Origin of the sequence: Rhodobacter sp. SY28-1 (assembly GCF_005222785.1) — a bacterium.
Taxonomy (GTDB): domain Bacteria; phylum Pseudomonadota; class Alphaproteobacteria; order Rhodobacterales; family Rhodobacteraceae; genus Tabrizicola.
In genome coordinates this window covers 79,204-100,665 of sequence record NZ_STGH01000003.1, presented here as the reverse complement: position 1 = coordinate 100,665, position 21,462 = coordinate 79,204, and the positions used below count along the sequence as shown (strand labels likewise).

The following is a 21,462-nucleotide window of genomic DNA, read 5'->3' as shown; positions in this document are numbered from 1 at the left end:
AACGCGCACGCTTTTGGAGGACACCATGCAATTTCGTCGCCGTCAGGTCCTTGGTTTTACCCTTGCCGCGCCCGTTGCGCTTGCCTTCCGTCCCGGCTTTGCCGCCCCGCGTGCCGATGTCTCGCGCGAGGTGCTGCTGACCTGGCACAAGCTGATCCTTGAACTCGTCCGCCATACCGCCACCTACATGCCGCCCGTGGCGGCGCGCGGGTTCGGCTATATCGGCGTCACGGCGCATGAGGCCCTGGCCACGGGCAAGCCGGCCCTGCGCAGCTTGGCCGGGCAGTTGACCGACCTGACGCCCCTGCCTGCGCGCGGAGAGGGTGAGTTCGACGAGCCTTGTGTCTTGCACGCGGCCCTTGAGACGGCGGTGAAAGAGCTGTTCGCAAACACCGGGCCCACGGGCCAGCGGGCGATGCAGAAGATGTCCGAGATGATGGGCAAGACCGCCAGCAAGGACATTGCGTCAGATGTAGTTGAACGCAGCGTCGCCCATGGCCGTGCGGTGGCGGAGCATATCCTTGCCTGGGCGCGGGTCGATGGTGGCGCGGTGGTCGAAAACATGGGTTTCCCGCGCGACTACACGCCCGGTACCCGGCCTCAGGATTGGGTGCCGACCAGTCTGGTCCGGATGCAGCAGGCTCCGCTTCTGCCCGATTGGGGGAAGAACCGGCCCTTCGTGATGCCGGACACTGCAAGCCTGGATGCGCCGCCCCCGCCGGATTATGACGAGGCGCTGGACTCGGCCTTCTACGGCTTTGCCAAGGAAGTCTACGACACGGGCAAGTCCCTGACCGACGAACAGAAGCTGATCGCGCGGTTCTGGTCCGACGATGCGATGCTGACCCCCACCCCCGCCGGCCACTGGATTTCCATCGTCATGCAAATCGCCGACCGCGACGCGCTGCCGGTCGAGATGATTTCCTCAACGCTGGCCAAGCTGGGCTGCGCGCAGTCGGATGCCTTCGTTTCCTGCTGGTCGACCAAGTTCAAATACAACCTGCTGCGCCCGGTGACCTACATCAAGAAGCACATCGACAAGGCCTGGGAGCCTTTGCTGATCACGCCCCCCTTCCCGGAATACACCTCGGGGCATTCCTGCCAGTCGGGTGCGGCATCGACCGTGCTGACGTCAATGTTCGGCGAGGACTTCGCCTTCGACGATGCCACGCACGAAGATGAAGGCCTGCCGGTGCGCAGCTTCCCGTCCTTCACGGCGGCGGCGGAAGAGGCCGCGATGTCACGGCTTTACGGCGGCATCCACTATCGGTTCGGCAATGAACAGGGGCTGACGCAAGGCCGTGCCATCGGTGCCTTGGCCGCGCAACTGAGGACCGAAGCCTGATGCGCGCGCTGGTGTTCCTGGCCCTTGCGGCCCCCGCCTGCGCCGAGCCTACGATCCCGACCTTCACCGACGAAACTGCCTCGGCGGGCCTGTCCACCGTTTACGAGGGCGAGTGGGAGTACATGGTCGGCGGGGGCGTCGCCACCTTCGACTGCTCGGGCGATGGTCTGCCCGAGGTGTTCCTGTCGGGCGGCGCGGCCCCGTCGGCTCTGTACCTGAACCGCAGCCCCGTCGGTGGCGCGCTGGCGTTCGAGAAGACCGATGCCGTGACGCTGGACGCAGTCCTGGGGGCCTATCCCCTGGACATCGACAGCGACGGCATCCTTGATCTCGTGGTGCTGCGTCTGGGCGAGAACAAGCTTTTGCGCGGGCTTGGGCAGTGCAGGTTCGAGGAAGCGAACGAGGCCTGGGGCTTCGACGGCGGCGATGCCTGGTCCAGCGCCTTTGCCGCGATCTGGGAAAAGGGTCAGACCTGGCCCACGCTTGCCATCGGCAACTACATCGACCGCAAGGAAGAGGCGTTTCCCTGGGGGTCGTGCACCGACAACTGGCTGCATCGGCCCGAGGGCAACAAATTCGGCGCGCCAATCCCGCTGACGCCATCGTTCTGCGCGTTGTCGATGCTGTTCACCGACTGGAACCGGTCAGGCAACCCGTCGCTGCGCGTCTCGAACGACCGGGAATACTACAAGGCCGGGCAGGAGCAGATGTGGCACCTGGATCCGGGCGCGGCACCGCGGCTGTATACCGAGAAAGAGGACGGCTGGAAACGCCTGCGCATCTGGGGGATGGGGATCGCCGCGGCGGATGTGAACCTGGACGGCTATCCGGACTATTACCTGACCTCGATGGCCGACAACAAGTTGCAGGTCCTGAAGGACGCGGCTTCGGGCAAGCCGGATTATGCCGATATCGCCTTCAAGTCGGGCATCACGGCGCACAAGCCCTATACCGGGGGCGACATCAACCCGTCGACGGCCTGGCACCCGCAGTTTGCGGATGTGAACAACGACGGGGTGCTGGACCTGTTCGTGGCGAAGGGCAATGTGGCGAAGATGCCGGACTTTGCCGCGCAGGACCCGAACAATCTGATGCTTGGCGTGGGTGACGGCACCTTTGTCGAGGCGGGTGACCGGGCAGGCGTGGCCAGCATGAGGATCGCCCGGGGGGCGCAGGTCGTGGACCTGAACCTGGACGGCCTTCTGGACCTTGTGGTGGTGAACCGCTGGACCAGCGCCGAAGTCTGGCGTCAGACGGGTGAGGCGACGGGCGGCTGGCTGCAGGTGCGGCTGGCGCAGCCGGAAGCGAACCGGGATGCCATTGGCGCGGTGATCGAGATCAAACGCGGCGTGGTTGTCGAACGGCACGAGATCGCCTCGGGCGGCGGTCACGTCTCGGGCTCGGTCGGGTGGCTGCATTTCGGCCTGGGCGCGGCCACGGCGGCCGAGATGCGGGTGATCTGGCCGGGCGGCGCGGAAGGCAGCTGGATGACCTTGCCCGCCGGTGGGTTCTACATCCTGCGGCCGGGTCAGGATGCCGAAGCCTGGACGCCGGGCTGAGGGGCCGCGAATCAGCGGGAAACATCGGGACTTGCGCAGGGCGCGCAATTGCAGGTTGCCCAACGCACAGGAAATGCCCGCCGGGGTCGTAAGTCCGGTAGGATTTTGGCAAGATCATGGCGCATCCCTCTGGGATTGCTGCTTAAATTGTCACACTGTGCAAAATGCAAAGATTTTTCCGCAACGCCAGTTCCATGGAAAATATCGCTGTTAATTCATATATTTAATCAAACCGGTCGCAGACCATCCACCGGTCGGGCCGGGGTGCGGGCTTCCCGCCCCCTCCCCTGGAACTTTCCCCTGAAGTTGCAATCGTTTGCGTCAGATCAAGCACCATGCCTAGAATATGTTAACGATATGTTGTCGTTGCGGAGTTGAGGCCGCAGCGAGTTTATCTTTGTGAAAGCGAACGCAGCGAACATGGCGCATCCGTGCCTGTCGTCTGCGGGTGCGATGTTGTGAGTGACCTGACGGACAGGTGTGGAAGTGACCCAAGGCCCGACGCAAATCAGCAATCAGCTCGAAGGCGAGTTGGGCCGGGTTGACCCCGAGGCCTTCGCCGATGACCTGAAGCCGGGCACCCAGCTTTTGGGCGGGCACTATACGATCGTCGGATTCCTGAACAGCGGCGGGTTCGGCATCACCTATCTGGCGAAGGACAATCTTGAGCGAACCGTCGTGATCAAGGAATGCTTTCCGAATGCGCTGTGCCGCCGCAGCACGACGCTGGTTCGCGCGCGGTCGCGCAAGCATCACCTGGATTACCGCAGCTTTGTCGAAAGCTTTGTCGCCGAAGCGAAAAGCCTGGCCCGTCTGGTGCATCCGAACATCGTCGGTGTGCATCAGGTGTTCGAGGACAACGACACCGCCTACATGGCCATCGACTTCATCGACGGCCGCGATCTGCACGACATCCTGAATTCCACCGATCAGGCCTTCACGCCCGACCAGGTGGTGATGATGCTGAAGAAGATGCTGAGCGCGGTGGAATTCATCCATCAGGCCGGGATCCTGCACCGCGACATCAGCCCCGACAACATCCTGGTCGACAAGTCCGGCAACCCGATCCTGATCGACTTTGGTGCTGCCAGCGAACAGGTGGTGCGGGCGACCCGGGTACTGACCGGGCGGCGGGTCATCAAGGAAGGCTACTCGCCGCAGGAATTCTATCTGACCGGGGCGGAACAAAGCCCGGCGAGCGATCTGTATTCGCTTGGGGCGACGTTCCACCACGTCATCTCTGGCGAGGCGCCGCCGGAAAGCCAGCGTCGCCTGGCCCGCGTGGCCGAGGGCGAGGCGGATCCATATGAGCCGCTGGCCGGCCGGTACGAGGGCTATCCGCCGGGGTTCCTCGAGGCCATCGACAAGGCGGTGCGGGTGATGCCGCGCGACCGCATCCAGTCGGCGGGCGATTGGCTGGACTGGATCCGCATTGGCGAGGAAGGCGGGCCGCTGCCCGAAAGCCTGATCGCGGCGCCACGGCAGCGGACAAAATCCGCGCCCGCGCATCAGACGGCGACGGGCGGCGCGGACAAGCCGGCTCAGAAATCGCTGGTCGTGGAAGCACTGGTCGCGCTGCGGATCCTGAAGCGGTAGCCCCAGAGGGCGGCTGCTCTTGCGCTATTCGTGCCGCAGGGCGTCGATCGGATCAAGTCGGGCCGCCTTGCGGGCCGGGAAGAAACCGAAAATCACCCCGATCAGCGCCGAGAAGGCGAAGGCCAGCACCACGACATAAACCTGTGGGGCAAAGGGGATAGCCATGAACAGCGAGGCCCCGAAGGCCAGCGCCAGCCCGAAGATCACCCCGATGATCCCGCCGACCAGCGACAGGACCACGGCCTCGACCAGGAACTGGGTCAGGACCTGACTGGCTTCGGCGCCCACGGCAAGTCGGATGCCGATCTCACGCGTGCGTTCGGTGACCGAGACCAGCATGATATTCATGATCCCGATGCCGCCGACCAGAAGGCTGACCGCCGCGACCGAGGACAGCATGCCAGTGAGGACGGAGTTGATCCCGGACAGCACCTCGGCGATCTGCGCGCGGTCGGAGATGTTGAAGTCGTTTGCCTCATTGCCGGAAATCCGGCGGCGGTCCCGCAACAGGGCCTCGATCTCGCGCGCGCCGCGCTGGGAGGAGACTTCGGGGGCAAGGGCGACCGAGATCGACGAGACATTGTCGCTGCCAAGCATGCGCCGCTGGACGGTGCGGATCGGCATGAGGACGATCTCGTCCTGATCCTGGCCGAAGGTGCCGGCGCCCTTGGCCTGCAAGAGACCGATCACCTCGCAGCTTACCTTGCCGACGCGGAGGGATTGGCCGATGGGGTCGGAGGTCCCAAACAGTGTTTGCTGAATGGTCATGCCAATGATGCAGACCGACGCGCCCGAGCGGTCTTCGGCCGAGTTGAAGCCCCGCCCGCGCAGAATTGTCCATCCGTTGACGTCCAGATAGCCGGACGTAGCCCCGGTCACGCTGGCCGACAGGTTCTCGCTGCCTGCGACCACGGTCTGGGTGGAGGAGACTGTGGGGGACACCTGCTGGACGACGGCCAGGTCCGCAAGCGCATCGGCGTCGCGCAGCGTAAAGGGGCGCGCGGGTTGCGAGGACCCCGGACCCGGGCCAAACCCGCGGCCGCCGGGCCGAATTGACAGGACATTGGTCCCCAGGCTTTCGACGCTGGCCGCGACCGAGCGCGACGAGCCCTGCCCCACGGTGACCATGGCAATCACGGCGGCCACGCCGATCACGATCCCCAGCATGGTCAGCGCCGAGCGCAGCTTGTTGCGGCGAAGCGCCAGGAGGGCGAGGCGGATGGTTTCCCAGATCATGCCGGAGACCGTTCGGGCTGCAGGCTGTCGCTGCGAATGCGCCCGTCGGCAAAGAGGATCAGGCGCCGGGCATAGGCCGCGATGTCGTCTTCGTGGGTGACCATCACGATGGTGATGCCGTCCTCGCGGTTAAGCTCTTGCAGAAGGCGCATGATTTCGTGGCTGCGGTGGCTGTCGAGGTTTCCGGTCGGCTCATCCGCCAGGATGACCATCGGCGCGCCCACCAGGGCGCGGGCGATGGCAACGCGCTGCTGTTGTCCGCCGGAAAGTTGCGAGGGGTCGTGATCCTCGCGCCCGTCAAGCCCGACCTTGCGCAGGGCCTGACGGGCGCGTTCGATCCGTTCCTGACGGGGCATGCCCTTGTAGATCAGCGGGAGTTCAACATTTTCCAGCGCCGAGGTGCGGGGCAAGAGGTTGAAGCCCTGGAAGACGAAACCCAGGAAATGGCGCCGCAAAAGCGCACGACGGTCGCGGTCCAGGTCCTGCACCTCGGTACCATTGAACAAATAGCGGCCAGAGGTTGGGCGGTCGAGCAGGCCGATGATGTTCATCGCGGTGGATTTGCCCGAGCCGGACGGGCCCATGATGGCGACGAACTCGCCCTTCTCGATCACAAGGTCGGTGCGGTCGAGGGCGCGGACCTCTGTCTCGCCGGTCCCGTAGACACGGCTGACAGCGGAGAGCTGGATCAGGGGCGTGCCGGACTTTGGCAGGGAACCGGCCATGTCAACCGTCCGTCGTCTGGTCGACGATCACCTTGTCGCCTTCGGCCAGACCCTCGGCGATGACGGCGGTCACCTTGCCGTCGGTATCGCCGGGCTGCACCGGGACCTCGGTCGGAACGCCGTTCTGCAGGACCCAGACCGACTGGCTGGCAGAAGTGCCGCGCGTAAGCGGGGCCGTCGACGACCGGCCGGGCATGATCATTCCGATCAGCCCGCTGCCGCCTCCTGACCCTTCGCTTTGGTCCACCTCTTGCGGCGGGGTGTAGCGCAGGGCGGCGTTCGGGACGAGGAGAGCGTCCGTCTGGACCGTCACCGAAATGGTCGCGGTTGCAGTCATGCCGGGACGCAGAAGGCCTTCGGAGTTGTCGACCGAGAGGATCGCCTTGTAGGTCACGACGCCATCTGTCGTTTCGGGGGCGTAGCGGACGGTGGTGATCGTTGCGGGAAAGCTGCGGTCGGGGAAGGCGTCGACGGTGAACTCTGCCGTGTTGCCCACGCCGACGCGGCCGATGTCGGCCTCGTCCACATCGACGCGCAGTTCCATCCGCGCCAGGTCCTCGGCCAGGGTGAAGAGGACCGGGGCATTCAGAGAGGCCGCGACGATCTGACCGGGCTCGGCCGCACGGTTGAGGACCACGCCCGAGATCGGCGAACGGATCGTTGCCTTCTTCAACTCGTTCTCGGCCTCGGACAGACGGGCTTTGGCGAGCGCGACTTCGGCCACCGCGCCATCGACAGCGGCCTGCGCCCGGTCGCGGGCCACCTCCGAGGCGACCATCTTCAACCGCGTGCTTTGCCCGCGCCTGTCCAGTTCGGCCTGCGACTCGAGATTGGCAACGGCTTCGCGCGCGGCGGCTTCGGCCTGTTTCAGACTGGCCTCGGCCGCCTGAAGCTGCGCCCGCGCCGTCAGGATCACATCGTTCAGGTTGGTTTCGTCCAGCCGGGCCAGCACCTGTCCGACCTCGACCCGGTCGTTGAAGTCGACCGCCACCTCGGCCAGCGCACCCGACAGTTCCGAGGACACGTCGACCTGCGTCGTCGGCTGGACCGATCCGGTCGCGGTGACGGTCACGATCACCTCACCGCGGGTGACCTCGGCCGTCTCGTACCGGATGCTGCCGGACGGCTGCGACAGGGACAGCCAGGCCCAGCCCCCTGCCCCGCCGATCAACGCAAGCGTCAGAAGCACCCACAGCCAACGCCGCCGGGGGCGCTGCCGCGACAGGATGCGGGTCATCACCTCTGCCGGATCCGAAGCCGGGCCTGCGCCACCATCTGCCAAGGCAGTCTTCCCCCAAATAGCCATCGCGCGCCTGAGGCCAGGGTAGCGTGGCGCCCAGGCGGTTGTCTTGGAATCTAACGCTGCGGGACGGAATTTCCGTCGCGCTGCCGGTGATGTGAACGGAATATGGTGGGCGGTGAGGGACTCGAACCCCCGACATTCTCGGTGTAAACGAGACGCTCTACCAACTGAGCTAACCGCCCCCGCCTTGGTGCCTAGCGCGCCGGGTCCGGCGTGACAAGCCCTGACGGCAAGCAAAAGGCGCGCCGGGTGGGGCGCGCCTTGCAGGACATGGTGGGCGATAACGGATTTGAACCGCTGACTTGTCGAATAAAATCAAACACTTACAAGACTTTTTGTAACGTTGTTACGCCCAAGAAAATGTGCGGTTCGCGAAAGGTAAAGGGCGAGAACCGAAGCCCTCGCCCTCACCTCGGGCAATTTGGGATAGCCCGAACACCGCGCAGCCTGGAGGGGCCACCGTGCTATGTCGGGGTTTATGGAAATACCGAACCCGCGCACTCACCGACTAACCGCAACGCTTTTGGCCTCTCGCTCGCTGGCCCGGCGCGTCAACCGCCTACATGTCTGTATGACGGTGATCGGAAATCGTCTCTCGGGATGGAAAAGAAAAACGGGCATCCGGTGGGGTGCCCGCTGGGCAGGCCTGATCAGGTCTAGGCCGCCGTTTCGAACTGCTTGCGGAAGTGCTTGCGGACCAGTTCGACGTTCATCAACACACCGGTCAGGTGATCGATCAGTTGACCAAACTCGGCATCCGGCTCATCGGAGTCGATAATCTGATCAACCCACTCTTCGGCCACGTCAGCCATGCCGATGTCTGCGCCGGGGCTGCGAAGCATTTCAGCGGGCGTTTCTTCATGCCAGCCATACTTGATCGTGGTCTTGCGCATGAAGGCTTCGATCAGCGCCTCCTTGGCCTGCCGTGCTTCGGTCTGTGCCGCCAGCTTCTTAAGCAGAGGGTTCAGGGCCATTACGCGGCCTCCCCCATCAGATCGTCCGGTGCTTCGACACCTTCACCAAGCATCAGCCGAACGGTGCGGATCAGGTTCGGGCCAGGCGCGGGGTAGCGCATCGTCACCTTGACGCTCTTAGCATCTTCATTGTGCTGAGCGATCACGATGCCTTCTTCGGTGTCCATGTAGCAAGTCACCAAGAAGTAGGGCGAGGTCAGGTCGGTATCCCTTTCCCACGACATGTTCGGGGGAAGCGGTTCACCCGCGCCACCGGGACGGCCCTGAATCTCGTAGAGCCAGAGGAAGAAGGTGTCGTGATCCATCGTCATGGTCACGGGCGTTGCCTGTTTCGGGCCTTTCATGGCATTATCGGTCATAGCAGTCAGTCTCCAAAGGTTTTCTGCTAGGCGACAAGAGCGGGCTAGTTTGCCGACTTCCGTTCTTGTCGCTACTGAACCGGGTGCAGATTACGGTTCAGGGCTACTTTCAGCCTGTCACCTTCCACTGCGGGAAGGTCCACCGAACCTGCTTGTCAAGCTGGTCCAGCATCTTATTCAGCCGGGCCGCATCTTGCAGCGCAGCCTTCTTCGCCTCGGGTGCCGACAGGTCAGAGGCTTCGATCTCGGCAAGGCGGGCGTTGATCTCTTGGCGTTTGTAGTCAGCGACGAAACCGGCAAGGTCTTGCGCGGCTTCGATCAGCGCCGCAACCATAACCTCGGCGCGACCAAGGGACCTTCGGCCAAGCTGGAAAAGCTGCTGCGCTGACTTTTCGCTGTAGAGCGTGTGGTGTTCAATACCACGGTCGTCAGCGAACTCAGGAGCCGCGACGCCGATGATTTCGAAGTTGTCGACAAAGGCTGAATCGTGCCCGAAGTCTTCGGGCAACGTCTCGAAGAACGGGCGCTTAAACACATCGTCCAGCGTCAAGCTGGCGACCTTCTCTTGCTCTTTCTTGCGCGCTTTGAACTCGCGCAGCCGTTCAGCATTTGACTTTGCCATTCGATCCTCCGTTTCCGTGTTCGTGTTCGTTTCTATATATGGAAACGAACATCATCCGCCACAAAGAACTGCAGTCCGCGCGAACACGAAATGTTTCAGCCCGCGTTCACGCCGCCTCCCTCCCCTCCCCTTCAAAATCACCCCGGCAGACCTCGGGCATCAGGTCAGCACCGGCCAGCACTTCGGCCATCGCGCTGCGCCAGTCGGTCGTCAGTGCAGCCGCCCGCAGATCGGACAGAAGGCGGTCATAGTCAGGAAGGAAGATCGGCATCAGTTGCGCTCCTAGCGTTGTGTGATGCCATGAATCTAGGTGACGGTAGATTCCGCCGTCAAGAGCCTAACTATCTGTTTTTAAATGTTTTTTGTAGAGTAAGTAGATACTTACCAGTGTGCCGGGATAGATTTCCCGCCGATCAGAACCGCCCGAAATTGGAACCACCCCGCATCATGGCTTCCTCGGCATCTGCCTGTGCCTTCACCGCCCTTTTCGCCTCACGCTCTTGGATATGGGCGATCAGGCCCGCCTGAATGACGTCCTCGGGAATACCTCTCGCCCGGCGGCGCTCCACCCATTGATGATCTGCTTTCTTGTCCGTATCGGCCTGCCGTTCCTCTGGCGACATTGCCGCACGTTTCCCGGCCTTGCGCTCAGCATCGCGGGCCTTGGCAACCTCACCATGTTCTTCTTTGGTGACCGCGATGATCTTCTTATAGGACCGGACAGGCCCGCCCTGCTCAGCCTCATACTGGCGGCGCTGGCGATCCTTCTGAGCTTCATATTCGATAGGGTCGCGTTCGGCCTTGTAGCGCCGGGCGTTCCGCGTGGCCCGCGCTTCGGCATTGTCCGCTTCAACCTTGGCGATGATTGCATTCCGCACGGCCCGGCGCTTTGCGCGGTCTTGCGATTCTTCTTCGGATTCCATATAGTTGCTCTATCAGATGGAAGTTTGCAGGGGTTCACCGTTGGCGCGGTGGCCCCTGTTTCTATTTGGACGCCCGGTCGATCTGATCGGCCAGATCGGCGGCAACGTCGAGGTTCAGCGGGAACTCCCTGCCAGTCAGGGGCGAAACCAACTTCACCCCGTTTCCGGCGCGCTTCAACTTCACACCGGACAATGCGGCCAGTCCCTCAAGCCAGCGCTTCTTGCGCTCGGGGTCGGACGTGGACATTGCAGACCCTTTGAGAAGGTCGGCCAGGGTCGGCCCTTCATTCATCGGCAGAGTGGCTTCGAAGCCCTTCGCCTTGATCGTGATGGTCGGGCCGTCCGATGCAACGTCGATACCGGGAACAGCTGCCGGGATGGTGCCCTTCTCGATTTCGGCGCGGACAAACCCGGCAATGACCTCGGGGATGGTCGTATTCTTCGCCTTTGCGATCATGCGGAGTTGTTCCACGCGCTCGTTCGGCAGGCTGATATGGGTAGGCATGTTGGGTCCTTGGTTGTTGATGCCCTCCACATAAACACTTAATCGTTAAGTGTCAATGGAGCCGGGACAACACAAGACGTTTCTCCGAATTTCTTTGCATCCCCGAAACCGAGGTTTCGGACCGGGGAATGAGAATGGTTTCAGGTCAGGCGTAACCCCAGCCGGAGACGTTTCTCCGAATTTCTTGCTTGTTATAGAGAACCACTAAGAGAGAAGAACAACGAACGTGCAAGAAATTCGGAGAAACGTTTTCAGGGACAGGCCATCCCGTCCCCGGTGGTCGCGGGCTTCGCCCGCTTCCTTCCCCGGCTAACGGCGAAGCATCCCGCCTGGACGCATCTGCTTCACCAGTTCTTCCGCCACCAGCCCCCGGAACATCCGTTCGGTTTGTTCCGCCATCCTCGCGGCCAGATCGGCGTTCTGTTCCGGTGTCCCGCCATTGGCGTTGACCGTCACCGGGGCGTTGATGGTGACACTCGGGCCGGATGACTCACCAGAGGCCCGCAGTGAGTCACCAGACGCCCTTGCGACCCTCTCGGGTGCATCCACCAGCCCGCCCGTCGCATAGCCCTTCTTGGCGCTTCTATGGAGTCGTTCAAGGTTGCCCGCGCCAAGGCGCTTCACCGTCTCGGCACTGAACACATACTCCCCGCGATGGACTACACCAGCCGGTTCATACTTCCCGCCCGTGCCGGTGAACCCACCATCCGCGAACCCAAGCAGGCCGCCGATGAACCCACCTACCCCGCTCCCACTGAACAGACCCATCATCGCCTTCTGAAACTGAATCTTGGCGATCTCCAAGAGCAACGCACCCACCGCTTCCTCGGCAGATTTTGCGCCTGTCAGGACGCTGGTGAACACGTCAGTCAGGGCCTCGGCACCCTTCTTCCCGCGTTCCTTCACCCGGTCCAGATCGTCAGCGGCCTGCTTGGCTGCATTGCCTGCCTGGATATGTGCCTGTGCCAGCCGGTCGATTTCGGCGGTAAGTTCAGGGGTAATCGCCTTCCCGTCGCGCTGCGCTGCCACAAGCAGGTCAGCCCGCACTCGGGCGAACTCCAAGGCTTCCGCGTATTCCAGCCCGGCTTGCGTTGCGACGATCAGCGAAGCGGCTTCGGCTTCAAGGGCCAGGCGCTCTTGGTTCAGGGACTCAAGGGCGCGGGCAAACTCATCCTGCGAACGGCCACCAGCACCGCCACCGCTACCACCTGCACTACCCTTGCCGGGCACTTCCGGTTCGCCAAGCATGGCCGGTGCTGCCTTCGGCCTCGGGCTGGTGGTGATGGTGCCCGGCGACGGCGGCAACAGGTCTGCTCCAGTGCCCGAAAGCGGGGTGCCAGTGTCCATCATCGCAAGCGAAGCGATTTCGTTCCGGGCCGCAGCCGCAGCCGCCGGAAGCTCCTGAATCCAAGCCAAGAGGTTCTGAACTGATCCGGTGACTTCGCTCAGGCGCACCTGGTCCATTTCTTCCATCTCGGAAATGGTCCTGACCACTTCGCCGGAGATTGCCTCCAGCTTGGCGCGGAACTCTTCGCCGGTGATGGTGCCATCCGCGAAGCTACCGGCCACCTCGGCAAATTCAGCGGTCAGGTCGCGCAGCATGACCGCTTCGGCTTCCCGACCAAGTGCAGTCATCATGCTAGAGGCGTTTGCCAGCGCCGGGATGATGTTCTGCGCTTCGGTTGCAAGGTCGCGGTATTCGATCTTCAGGCTTTCAACCTGTTCAAGAGCCTCTTGCGGAACCTCGGGCAGATCGACCAGCGCGTCGGAAGTGTCCTGCCCAAAGAGCCGGGCAGTATCCACCGGGTCAAACTGTAGCTTTTCCTTCTCACGTTCGATCAAACCGAAGAAGTAACCGGCCTCCACAACGCCCGTGCGCCACATCGATTGCAGCCGGGTTTCAACTTCGCGGAATTTGGAATCCAGTTCGGCGGCCTTGGCGATCATGTCGCTATCCATGACCAGACCAAGATCCCGCGCGCGGGCGATCTGATCAGAGATACCGGCAGCGCCCTTGTCGAGTAGCTGGACGAATTGTTCCCCGCCGGTCCCGCCGAACAGTTCATCGGCGATACGGATTTGCGCGGCTTTGTCCAAGCCCTCCATCCGCTTCACCAGTTCCACCATAAGGGCCGAAGGGTCTTGCAGCTTGCCCTTCAGTTCCGAGGCACTGAACCCGAGGCGCTTGAAGGCTTCGGCTGCGCTTCCCGAACCGGTCACGATGAACTCATCTGCCCTCAGGGACAGTTCCTTGAAGCCATCGGTCAAGGCGTCAACGCTGATCCGGTTCTGATCGGCGACATAGCCCCATTCCTGAAATGCCTCTGCCTGCATCCCAGCCCGCTTGGCAGCATCGCCGATTTCCGCGATGCCTCGCACCGTCTGGCGCACGGCGGCCACACCGCCCGCGATACCGATGCCCGCGACCGTTCCGGCCAGCCCGGCAAGCTTCGGCATGGCGATGGTCTTGAAGGCATCGCTGATCCGCCCGCCCGCGCTTTCATAGCTCTTTGCGATCTGATCGGCAGAGGTCTTCGCCCGCCGTTCCATCTGTTGCGCGGCCTTGCGCTGCGCCTCGTTTGCGCGCTTCAACCCGCGTTCAAGCTGGGCAGTGCGGGCTTCAAGATTGATAATCAGGCCCTGAACTTCGGCCATACTCGTTACTCCTACAGGATCATAAGGCCCGGCACTTCCGGGTCATCGTATCGGGACTTGGTGTTGTTGGCGGTGACGGCCCGAGAGACAGCCATTGCAGAGGCCACGGCAGCGTCTATTCGGCTGGCCGTGGTGGCCTTGTGCATCCGCACCAGCCCGGTTGTCGGGTTGCGGCTTGTCACCACGTTCTCGAAATGGTGCCGAAGCACCGGATCACCATCATGCCGGATCAGCCGCCCGGTGACGATCCTTTCAAGATCACCAGCCGCGACGCCCATAGTCAGGGGCCTTTGCGGGAAGGCGAACACAGGCAAGCCTTCATCGTGCAAGTGCTGCATGACCACGCGGGCCAGGTGCGGGTCAAAGGCCACTTCCTGCACATCGTAGCTGGCGCAGAGATTGCGCACATGATCTTCAACCATGTCGTTATCGATGATCGGGCCAGGGCAGAGCCGGATCAGCCCGTCAGTCGCCCATCGCTGGTAAGGTGCGCCGTCGCGGCTGGACCTCTCGCGCAAGGCATCGTCGGGCACAAAGACAGTGCTGCGAAGTGTGATCTGCCCATCGTCATGCCGGAACGCGACTGAGACGGCGGTGAGGTCGCCAGAGACAGACATATCCACCCCGATGTAGGCCGGAAGCTGTTCAAGGTCGGCTTCATCGTCTTCAAGGCAGCGGGCGTCATAGGTCGCCAGATCAAACAGCGGGTCACGGCTGTTGGCCTGCCAGATGTTCAGGTTGAACTGCTTGAAGCTGGCAAGTTCGGCAGGGTTGCCCTCGGCCTCTTTCGCAAGCGCCCGCAGGCCGGACAGCGACGGGAAGCCATGTGCAAGACCGGGGTTCACCCGGTGCCATACCGCTTCATCCTGCCAGTCGTCATCCGGTTCGGCCATAAACAGCACCGGCAGGAACTCGGGGTTCACCACCTCGCCCTTCGCCACCCGCACCGCGTAGTTGAACTGATCGGCGGCCAGTCCTTCGGCCCCGCGCCCTGCCGTGGTGGCTATCACCATGAGGGTATCATCGGTCTTGGCCTGACCGCTCTTGATTGCTTCCCACAGGTCACGGCCCCGCCAGGCATGGATTTCATCGATCAGGGTGAAGGAAGGGGTCAGGCCGTGGGCTGCGCCACCATCCGAAGCAAGGGCGGTCAGGGTGGAAGCCTTCTTCCCGAACGTGATCTGCTTTTTGCTGTTGAAGGCATCGCGGATCGTCACCGCGTTCAACAGGCGACGATCTTCCCGGATGATGTTCGCGGCTTCCTTGAAACCGATGGACGCCTGTTCCCGGTCACAGGCAGCAAACAGCACCTGACCAGCGGGACGGCTTTCCGGGCCGAACAGGTGCAACAGCGCCAGCGCAGCGGCCAGGCTGGTCTTGCGGTTCCCGCGCGGAAGCAACAGCAACACGGTCTTGACGATCCGGCTACCGTCCGCGTTCCTCGGGCCGTAGATGCGCCGGACGATCCGTTCCTGCCATTCGTGAAGTTGGAAGGCCCGGCCCGGTGCATCGCTGTTCGGGTGCCGAAGACGGCGCAAGAAGGTGACGGCCCGTTCCCCGTGCCCGAGAGGGTCGGGAATGGGGGTGCCGTCATATATCCAAGCCGGGAAGGCGGTCGTCATGCCACCGCCAAGGGGTTGTCATCGTCGTCTTCCGGCGCAGCGCTGCCAAGCCGTGCCCGGCTGACCGGATCAAGCCCGAGGGTGGCGGCGATCTGGCGGGCGGTTTGTGCTGCCCGGTTCTGAACACTGAACAGCTTGGGGTCGATCACCCCGCCAGACAGTTGACGTTCTGTCTCAACTTGTCGCACCAAGCCATTCATAAGGCAGTAGGTTTCCACTTGTGCCAGATCGGCGGCGCAGATCACCCGCCGGGCCACCAGGACCGGCAGGACCCGCTTCCATTCGGCCAGGGCGTAGGTGCTGAAGTAGGCCGGGGCCTTGGGGACGCGGGCAAGCGGTTCCTGATCGGCTGCGACCTTGGGCTTCACCCCGCGAAGGTGCTTGCTCATGCCAGCCACCCGGCTAGGTTGGGGCAATAGCACTTGGAAACCGATCTATGAGCCGCTCTATTGTCGCCCTTCTTGTCGTCACTAACCTCGCCACGGGATACCAAGCTTGGGTCTACCACCAGCGGCATCAGGCCGCCATTTCGGACAAGACCACTGACCAAGAGCGAGAAGTGTATGGATCGAGCTGCCTTGATTGGCTGACTGAGAAAGTTAAGACGGGCAAATACGAAGGACTTGAACTCGCGCTTGCAAGATCGTGGAAAAAGCACGGTCAACTTGTTTTTGAGATAGTTCCTACTGAGGAAACCAGCGAGGAATTGAAAGCCGAGATGAAACGGCAGGAATGGGATGGTGTCCTTTGCACGTATGACAAGCAAAGCGGGACCATGGTCACTTACAACGGCGAAGAGCGCGACCGATGGATGTTCTACGAATAGGTTCACGACGCCACCGCCCGCAGTTCCAAGCCCTTCCTGCGGCCGATCTCGGCAACCGCGACGATGTTCCACGCCTTGCCGCCGTGCATGATCCGGTCGGTTACCGACACGCCCGGAATCCACCGGATCAGGAACACCGCATTATTCGACACGCCATCGCCGAAGGTGGTCAGGAACTCCGAAGCACCGGCCTGCCGAAGTTCGGCCTTCCCGGTCGCGTAGGTTCTCCAACTCTGCCGAACTGATCGATCCAAGCCGAAGGATTCCTCCAAGCGCTGCAACTCGATCCGGTTCTGAAGCTTGCCAGCCTGCATTAGTCGGCCCTCCACCGAAGGACCGCGCGCAAGGCCACCGTTCCATGAATGAAGGGCTGCGCCGGATCAGGGTCGCGGTTCCAAACCAGTTCAGGACGGTCCCATTCGTCAATCTGGAAGTCGGATGCGCGGGGCGCGTCCATCAGTGCGGACAGCATCGCATTGGCGATGATCTGCGCCGTGGCAGAGCCGCCTTCATTCTTCAGAAGCCAAGACGAATACTGACCATCGGGCAGCGTTGAAGCGTCTTCCGGCGTCCAGAGGTGAAGGAACACGCGCACCTCGGCCACGATCTGACCGCCCGAAGCCCGCCCAAGAACGCGAACCCGTGCCGGGCTAAGCACAATCGCGGGCATGTGGTGGGGTCCGATAGGGCCAACACGAATGTTGTAGGGGCTGATACGCTCCTCAATTTTCGGGTGTTCCGCCAGGCGGTCCCGGATCAGCATTTGCAGGGCAACGGTCGGATCGTTCATCCTGCCACCGCCTTCTTCGCGGCGTCGCTGATAGCCTTCTTGATCCGGCGTTCGGCACGGGCTCTGTTCAATCGCCACGCGGGCAGCAAGAAGGGTTCGGCGGGCATGGTGCCCGTGCTAGTGCCGTCCTGGTGGTGGCGTTCTTCCGTGCCGAACTCCACCAGATGCCCATGCCGTGCATCGGTATCGCCCGCCGTCACAAAGGCTTGGTTCGGCCCGGCAGTCAGCCTGCCGCCACCCGTGGCAAACGGCGGGGTAGTCTCGCCGGGTGAAGTCGCTTCGATGGACTCCACCAGCGCACCCGTGCGCCGGGAACTCGCAGCAAGCGCCCGCGCGTCGGCTGCGATCTCATGCACCGACTTTGTGAGAGCCGGGCGAAGGGCTTGCAGCACTTCGGTGGGAACAGCGGCCAGCTTGCTCGCAAGCGCCTCGGAACCTGTCACCAGCTTGCCCATCACACGGGGTCCGCATCAGGGTCAGGGGCGGGCGGATCAGGCTCCAGCGCTGGCGGGGGCAGAGGCGGTTCGGCGGGAAGGTCTTGCCGGTGGCCCGTCACCCGGTTCTTCAGGGGCGAAAGCAGTTCATGCACACCGAAGGGAAGCTGATAGGCACTGCCAAAGGTGACGGCCTCGCGGCTTTCATACTGATGCGCTACCATGAGAAGCGCGGCCTGCACCATGAGGGCGTTGCCGTGGTCGAAGGGTTGGGCGGTGTAGGCCTGAACCCATGCAGCGGCCACGTTGCCGTAGTGGGTAAGCAGCGGGTCTTCGGTCGGGATACGTTCAAGATTCAGGTGCGCCCGGATCAGGGCGAGGGACAGGGGCATACTCGTTACTCACAGGCACTCGTTACCCTGCTACGGTATCATATTACCCCAACCTAGAAAAGTTATATTATAACAGTCTTGCGCGAAGCTCCCCGCGCCGGTTCCCTAAAGGGCATGAAGTTCCCGGCCACCCCAGGCACTGCACGATGCACATCCTTGTCAGGTGTCGGCTAGGCAACTAGCCTCAACATTGGCTGGGTTCTCATGATAACCCCGCTCATCCAATGAGAACAGCGCGGAGCCTGGACTGAGCATTCATTCAACAATCGAAAGGATACCGTGACGAGAAGCTCTAGCCAAATGAACAGCAGAGAATTCTTCGAACGACCTTCTAGTAAAGGAATTCTATGCTATGAATTTAAAGAAAGAGACGAAAACACGCATCATTATTGACACTAAATCAGGACTCGTGATTCTTGAAAAAGTGGTGCAAGAACCCAGTTTTTGGGCGATTGCGCTTGGCCTGATTCCAGCGCTTCTCTGGGCAGCCTTCAAGATGTGGTTCTCGTCATAAAAAGAGAGGTGCCCTTTCGAGGGCACCTCACCGCAAATGCCCGCAAGTCCACATTTAGATTTGACCTTCCCTATTAGCGCAGAAGAGTTTGAATTCTATCCGTCAGCTTAATCTGCAAAGTATCCAAACCTTCGCCGTTGGGGTGATAAGTCAGCGCTCGAAGGTGCCTTAGGTCAAACGGAATATGATCCATGTTCTGAGTGATTAAAATAACCTCACGTCCAATTGCATGAGCAATCCCTATCTCATAAAAGACATTTGGATTCATGCCCGTGCAGTCAGCAACAATAATCTGCGACCTGGCAATTAAAGAAACAATGTCCTGAATGATTGCATGATGCTCCCAAATGTTGTCAGCACGATTCACTCGCATACGAACGGTCGCGCCAGCCCTGCGTATTGCTTCATATGTTCCATCAAATCCGCGATCAAATGGCATCATTACAGAAATCTGATCTCTTTGAATAGCGCTTTTGTCCGGAACATTAAATACAATGGCTTGGTTCTGTTGTGGCTGCATAGCTGTTATTATTGCCCGGAAAAGATCGGGCTCTTTCACAGCCCAGTGGGTGCGACTAAACTCCCAATCATGCATTCCAAGATCTGACGCTATCGACCCTATCCAATCGACACTAACGGCAGGCATTTTCGGATCGTAGGAATATTCAATGCGCACGCTTCGCGCCCCTGAACTCGTTACACGCGTAATCGTTCCTACACGTGCCATGTTATCACCCGAATTCTGTTCAGGCATAAAGAGAGCTGGCAACGCCATTAGATCGCGAAAATTCGGCCGTCCACCGACGGTAAAGAGGTCCCTTATATGGTCATCTGTGTATTCAAATATACGAGACGATTCGAAGTCACTCTGATGCGCTGGCCATCCACCAGATTGAACAAGAAGATTAAACAAGGTTGTTCTCCGATTAGTCCTTTTGACAGGCTCAGTTGATCGTGTTCGGGATCGATTGTCCAGACCAATGATGTTGTCTAGCGACCTCTTTGCGCGGGCATTCCAGCACGTCATTAGCTGCGTGTATCGTTGCGATCCTAACTCGCTTCTGCTCTAACACCACCCAAATCTCTATCTCCGCCATCGCACAGACCTTGGCTAGGCATATTCGTGGTGCGTTGATGTAGCCGCGGGCTTCCGGCCACTCCCGAATGGGGGGTGCAGCCATGCGCAGTTCTTCGGCCCATGCAATTGACCGGCTCAAGCTGATGGCACCGCAGAACGCAGAGGTCGGTTCGCACGGACGCATCGCACAGAAACTTCAACTGGCGGACCTCCTGCGCTGGTTGCCAGGGCTGACCGAACAGGCACACTCTCCATAGCGGCTACTTAACTGCCTCAGCAGAAAGAAGACCGAATACCTGAATAACTCCACTCTCGGAAAAAAGCTTCTGACGAAACGCCTTTGCAACACTCTCATCGTTATGCCTGAGACAATATGATGCTACCCGAAAGAGTGAGACCGTATCAATCAGTGCAATAGAAGTAACCTGTGCTGACGTAATGCACTTATCTGTAAAGCAAGGTTCTCGCTCATCCGGAGGTGTGAACCTGAAGGCGTTTCCAAAGAGCACGCCCTTTGCACGAACTGTTATTTCTTCGCGCTCAAAGTCTTCCTCGATATTGACACTTAGCTGTCGGAGCTTTGTTATGTTTACCTGCTTATTATCCTTACCCTCTGCTTCACCTATCAGCCTTCCTTCCTCAGAAGCAAATACCGCATCGAGCTCCATAGTTTCATCTGTAAAGTTCTCGGCGCTGAAACCCAGCACCCGCAAAGCTAGCAGTATCGCATGTTCCAAGGGCTTCCCAGATTCATATAGAAGACCCTTCATCCGCTCAACCTCGTCAAGTTCGGATAGCTTCTCCGATCTTTCCCGATTCAGGCGATCAATCTCACCTTCGATCTTCACTACAGTATTCCTAATCTCCTTTTCAGCGGGAAGCACATATGCTGCATCCGAAACCCAGGATGGCGCTGCGCTTCGTTCAAGCGTTGAATTTATTCGCCGCGTGACTTCTACAAGCTCAGATACCAAGGACTCAGCGAAGATTTTGCCTTCCTTCGTCCACTCTAAGTCGTCTTCATCGTCATTTAGATCAGCAAAGCTGTCATCGTCAAAATTCAGATCAGGAAGAAAGACCAGCCCACCTTCGTGCTCATCCGCCTTCACGCAAATGCCCGTAGTGCGACCACCCGCTCTCGTGCCGATACAGCGGTTACCTTGATTGGGACTCCAGGACACATGGTAGACCGATGACTTTCCAAATCGATCCCAATATGATCCGAGTATCTCTCGGAAAATAGGATCCAACACCATCTCCGAACCTTCTGCCGCATTCCACCCCGGCGGGACTGGCGCAAGATCGTAGTTGGTTAAATCGGTCACAATAGTCGTCGCGCGAGCACTTTTTCCAGTGCCACTATACTGCTTCTTCCCCGTTTCAATCCAGAACTGCTCTGGGCTGCATAGGAATATGAAGACTGTTGTTCCTGATTTCACCGCCGCTTCAATTTGCTGACGCCAATGAGCTTGAGCGTCTTTGATCTGAGTCGAGTAGTGCGCGCCGAAGCTTCGCCGGCCGTTGTAGTGGGAATCGGCTTCCAAGCCATTTACATTTGGTCGAAAGATAACAATGTCCCAATCAAGAAGTGACTTGCGAGATAGTAGCTCTATGTGCTCAACGGATGAAGAAGCAAGTTCGACGCCAACAGCGGCAATTCTCTTAGTCAAGGTGCCCTCCAAAATTATCGAAGCAGCTTACGACGAGTCCTTTCGTTGGACAAGATTCCGCTCGCGCAGCGTGCCGAGGCCATGAAAGTTGGCGTTTCGGTGGCGGCTCTTAGTCTCTAGTTTCATCCGCTCCACCACTGCCTCCATCTCCACCCCTGCCAGTGAACAGACCATCTCAAGGTCTTCGCTGGGGGTGGTGATGTAGTCGCGGGCTTCTTGCCACTCACGGGCGCGGTGCAATGTGGATACGCTCTTTGGCCCGTGCAACGCTTCCTCTATTGCCTGTAGAAGCACAGCCTGCCACAGCGCACGCTCGGGGTTGGCGATATGCAAC

General features: G+C 60.6%; 23 protein-coding genes and 1 tRNA gene. 4 read left to right on the top strand and 20 right to left on the bottom strand.

The window, feature by feature from the left end; translation table 11 throughout:
• Positions 1-25 precede the first annotated feature (25 nt).
• The 3 genes from E8M84_RS14590 (at position 26) to E8M84_RS14580 (ending at position 4,500) form a co-directional block, all read left to right on the top strand.
• Positions 26-1,345 (top strand): vanadium-dependent haloperoxidase, encoded by a 1,320-nt coding sequence (locus E8M84_RS14590; RefSeq protein WP_137111960.1) that lies wholly within the window; start codon positions 26-28, stop codon positions 1,343-1,345.
• Positions 1,345-2,904 carry a VCBS repeat-containing protein gene (locus E8M84_RS14585; RefSeq protein ID WP_137111959.1) on the top strand — a complete coding sequence of 520 codons (1,560 nt, stop codon included), beginning with the start codon at positions 1,345-1,347 and terminating at the stop codon, positions 2,902-2,904. The genes E8M84_RS14590 and E8M84_RS14585 overlap by 1 nt, the downstream gene beginning before the upstream one ends.
• A 486-nt stretch (positions 2,905-3,390) precedes the next feature.
• Positions 3,391-4,500, top strand: coding sequence for a serine/threonine-protein kinase (locus E8M84_RS14580; RefSeq protein ID WP_240790401.1), 1,110 nt, complete (start codon positions 3,391-3,393; stop codon positions 4,498-4,500).
• 24 nt (positions 4,501-4,524) lie between these two features.
• Here the strand turns inward: E8M84_RS14580 and E8M84_RS14575 are convergent, their stop codons facing one another.
• From E8M84_RS14575 to E8M84_RS14520, 13 genes are all read right to left on the bottom strand, one after another.
• Positions 4,525-5,736: an ABC transporter permease gene (locus E8M84_RS14575; RefSeq protein WP_137111958.1), complete on the bottom strand. Its 1,212-nt coding sequence runs from the start codon at positions 5,734-5,736 to the stop codon at positions 4,525-4,527.
• A complete protein-coding gene (locus tag E8M84_RS14570; RefSeq protein ID WP_137111957.1) occupies positions 5,733-6,461 on the bottom strand; it encodes an ABC transporter ATP-binding protein in 729 nt (242 codons plus the stop codon). The genes E8M84_RS14575 and E8M84_RS14570 overlap by 4 nt, the downstream gene beginning before the upstream one ends.
• A 1-nt stretch (position 6,462) precedes the next feature.
• A complete protein-coding gene (locus E8M84_RS14565; RefSeq protein WP_170971954.1) occupies positions 6,463-7,698 on the bottom strand; it encodes an efflux RND transporter periplasmic adaptor subunit in 1,236 nt (411 codons plus the stop codon).
• A gap of 172 nt (positions 7,699-7,870) precedes the next feature.
• Positions 7,871-7,946: transfer RNA gene (locus tag E8M84_RS14560), tRNA-Val, on the bottom strand.
• Between the two features lie 474 nt (positions 7,947-8,420).
• Entirely contained in the window at positions 8,421-8,738 is a 318-nt protein-coding gene (locus E8M84_RS14555; RefSeq protein WP_137111955.1) for a hypothetical protein, read from the bottom strand.
• Entirely contained in the window at positions 8,738-9,097 is a 360-nt protein-coding gene (locus E8M84_RS14550) for a hypothetical protein (protein WP_137111954.1), read from the bottom strand. The genes E8M84_RS14555 and E8M84_RS14550 overlap by 1 nt, the downstream gene beginning before the upstream one ends.
• A gap of 109 nt (positions 9,098-9,206) precedes the next feature.
• A complete protein-coding gene (locus E8M84_RS14545; RefSeq protein WP_137111953.1) occupies positions 9,207-9,647 on the bottom strand; it encodes a hypothetical protein in 441 nt (146 codons plus the stop codon).
• Between the two features lie 178 nt (positions 9,648-9,825).
• Positions 9,826-9,990, bottom strand: a complete 165-nt coding sequence (locus E8M84_RS21520; RefSeq protein WP_170971953.1) for a hypothetical protein — start codon at positions 9,988-9,990, stop codon at positions 9,826-9,828.
• A gap of 142 nt (positions 9,991-10,132) precedes the next feature.
• Positions 10,133-10,642, bottom strand: a complete 510-nt coding sequence (locus tag E8M84_RS14540) for a hypothetical protein (RefSeq protein WP_137111952.1) — start codon at positions 10,640-10,642, stop codon at positions 10,133-10,135.
• Positions 10,643-10,703: 61 nt separating this feature from the next.
• A complete protein-coding gene (locus tag E8M84_RS14535) occupies positions 10,704-11,177 on the bottom strand; it encodes a hypothetical protein (protein ID WP_137111951.1) in 474 nt (157 codons plus the stop codon).
• 279 nt (positions 11,178-11,456) lie between these two features.
• Complete coding sequence (locus tag E8M84_RS21885; RefSeq protein ID WP_205914627.1) at positions 11,457-13,802, bottom strand: phage tail tape measure protein; 2,346 nt, start codon at positions 13,800-13,802, stop codon at positions 11,457-11,459.
• An 11-nt stretch (positions 13,803-13,813) separates the two neighbouring features.
• Positions 13,814-15,424: a terminase large subunit gene (locus E8M84_RS14525; protein WP_137111950.1), complete on the bottom strand. Its 1,611-nt coding sequence runs from the start codon at positions 15,422-15,424 to the stop codon at positions 13,814-13,816.
• On the bottom strand, positions 15,421-15,813 hold the full coding sequence (locus tag E8M84_RS14520) for a P27 family phage terminase small subunit (protein ID WP_137111949.1): 393 nt from the start codon (positions 15,811-15,813) through the stop codon (positions 15,421-15,423). Before E8M84_RS14520 ends, E8M84_RS14525 begins: the two co-directional genes overlap by 4 nt.
• A 47-nt stretch (positions 15,814-15,860) precedes the next feature.
• Here E8M84_RS14520 and E8M84_RS14515 point away from each other — a divergent pair, with 47 nt between their 5' ends.
• Positions 15,861-16,250: a hypothetical protein gene (locus E8M84_RS14515; RefSeq protein WP_137111948.1), complete on the top strand. Its 390-nt coding sequence runs from the start codon at positions 15,861-15,863 to the stop codon at positions 16,248-16,250.
• A gap of 2 nt (positions 16,251-16,252) precedes the next feature.
• On the opposite strand, the gene E8M84_RS14510 is transcribed toward E8M84_RS14515, so the two are convergent.
• From E8M84_RS14510 to E8M84_RS14480, 7 genes are all read right to left on the bottom strand, one after another.
• On the bottom strand, positions 16,253-16,564 hold the full coding sequence (locus E8M84_RS14510) for a head-tail adaptor protein (protein WP_137111947.1): 312 nt from the start codon (positions 16,562-16,564) through the stop codon (positions 16,253-16,255).
• Positions 16,564-17,040, bottom strand: coding sequence for a DUF3168 domain-containing protein (locus E8M84_RS14505; RefSeq protein WP_137111946.1), 477 nt, complete (start codon positions 17,038-17,040; stop codon positions 16,564-16,566). The genes E8M84_RS14510 and E8M84_RS14505 overlap by 1 nt, the downstream gene beginning before the upstream one ends.
• Positions 17,037-17,495: an HK97-gp10 family putative phage morphogenesis protein gene (locus tag E8M84_RS14500; protein ID WP_137111945.1), complete on the bottom strand. Its 459-nt coding sequence runs from the start codon at positions 17,493-17,495 to the stop codon at positions 17,037-17,039. Before E8M84_RS14500 ends, E8M84_RS14505 begins: the two co-directional genes overlap by 4 nt.
• Entirely contained in the window at positions 17,495-17,866 is a 372-nt protein-coding gene (locus E8M84_RS21510; protein ID WP_170971952.1) for a head-tail connector protein, read from the bottom strand. Before E8M84_RS21510 ends, E8M84_RS14500 begins: the two co-directional genes overlap by 1 nt.
• A gap of 587 nt (positions 17,867-18,453) precedes the next feature.
• The gene (locus E8M84_RS21505; protein ID WP_170971951.1) at positions 18,454-19,293 is read right to left on the bottom strand and encodes a hypothetical protein; all 840 of its coding nucleotides are present in this window, start codon (positions 19,291-19,293) and stop codon (positions 18,454-18,456) included.
• A gap of 425 nt (positions 19,294-19,718) precedes the next feature.
• Positions 19,719-21,128 (bottom strand): hypothetical protein, encoded by a 1,410-nt coding sequence (locus tag E8M84_RS14485; protein ID WP_137111944.1) that lies wholly within the window; start codon positions 21,126-21,128, stop codon positions 19,719-19,721.
• A gap of 27 nt (positions 21,129-21,155) precedes the next feature.
• Positions 21,156-21,461 carry a hypothetical protein gene (locus E8M84_RS14480; RefSeq protein WP_137111943.1) on the bottom strand — a complete coding sequence of 102 codons (306 nt, stop codon included), beginning with the start codon at positions 21,459-21,461 and terminating at the stop codon, positions 21,156-21,158.
• Position 21,462 lies beyond the last annotated feature (1 nt).

Excerpts from the sequence above, each read along its gene's own strand:
- E8M84_RS14570 (WP_137111957.1), bottom strand. The coding sequence starts at position 6,461 with ATGGCCGGTTCCCTGCCAAAGTCCGGCACGCCCCTGATCCAGCTCTCC.
- E8M84_RS14555 (WP_137111955.1), bottom strand. The coding sequence starts at position 8,738 with ATGGCCCTGAACCCTCTGCTTAAGAAGCTGGCGGCACAGACCGAAGCA.
- E8M84_RS14500 (WP_137111945.1), bottom strand. The coding sequence starts at position 17,495 with ATGGGCAAGCTGGTGACAGGTTCCGAGGCGCTTGCGAGCAAGCTGGCC.
- E8M84_RS14515 (WP_137111948.1), top strand. The coding sequence starts at position 15,861 with ATGAGCCGCTCTATTGTCGCCCTTCTTGTCGTCACTAACCTCGCCACG.
- E8M84_RS14575 (WP_137111958.1), bottom strand. The coding sequence starts at position 5,736 with ATGATCTGGGAAACCATCCGCCTCGCCCTCCTGGCGCTTCGCCGCAAC.
- E8M84_RS14585 (WP_137111959.1), top strand. The coding sequence starts at position 1,345 with ATGCGCGCGCTGGTGTTCCTGGCCCTTGCGGCCCCCGCCTGCGCCGAG.
- E8M84_RS14520 (WP_137111949.1), bottom strand. The coding sequence starts at position 15,813 with ATGAGCAAGCACCTTCGCGGGGTGAAGCCCAAGGTCGCAGCCGATCAG.
- E8M84_RS14565 (WP_170971954.1), bottom strand. The coding sequence starts at position 7,698 with ATGACCCGCATCCTGTCGCGGCAGCGCCCCCGGCGGCGTTGGCTGTGG.
- E8M84_RS21510 (WP_170971952.1), bottom strand. The coding sequence starts at position 17,866 with ATGCCCCTGTCCCTCGCCCTGATCCGGGCGCACCTGAATCTTGAACGT.
- E8M84_RS14510 (WP_137111947.1), bottom strand. The coding sequence starts at position 16,564 with ATGCAGGCTGGCAAGCTTCAGAACCGGATCGAGTTGCAGCGCTTGGAG.
- E8M84_RS14590 (WP_137111960.1), top strand. The coding sequence starts at position 26 with ATGCAATTTCGTCGCCGTCAGGTCCTTGGTTTTACCCTTGCCGCGCCC.
- E8M84_RS14540 (WP_137111952.1), bottom strand. The coding sequence starts at position 10,642 with ATGGAATCCGAAGAAGAATCGCAAGACCGCGCAAAGCGCCGGGCCGTG.
- E8M84_RS14505 (WP_137111946.1), bottom strand. The coding sequence starts at position 17,040 with ATGAACGATCCGACCGTTGCCCTGCAAATGCTGATCCGGGACCGCCTG.
- E8M84_RS21885 (WP_205914627.1), bottom strand. The coding sequence starts at position 13,802 with ATGGCCGAAGTTCAGGGCCTGATTATCAATCTTGAAGCCCGCACTGCC.
- E8M84_RS21520 (WP_170971953.1), bottom strand. The coding sequence starts at position 9,990 with ATGCCGATCTTCCTTCCTGACTATGACCGCCTTCTGTCCGATCTGCGG.
- E8M84_RS14550 (WP_137111954.1), bottom strand. The coding sequence starts at position 9,097 with ATGACCGATAATGCCATGAAAGGCCCGAAACAGGCAACGCCCGTGACC.
- E8M84_RS14525 (WP_137111950.1), bottom strand. The coding sequence starts at position 15,424 with ATGACGACCGCCTTCCCGGCTTGGATATATGACGGCACCCCCATTCCC.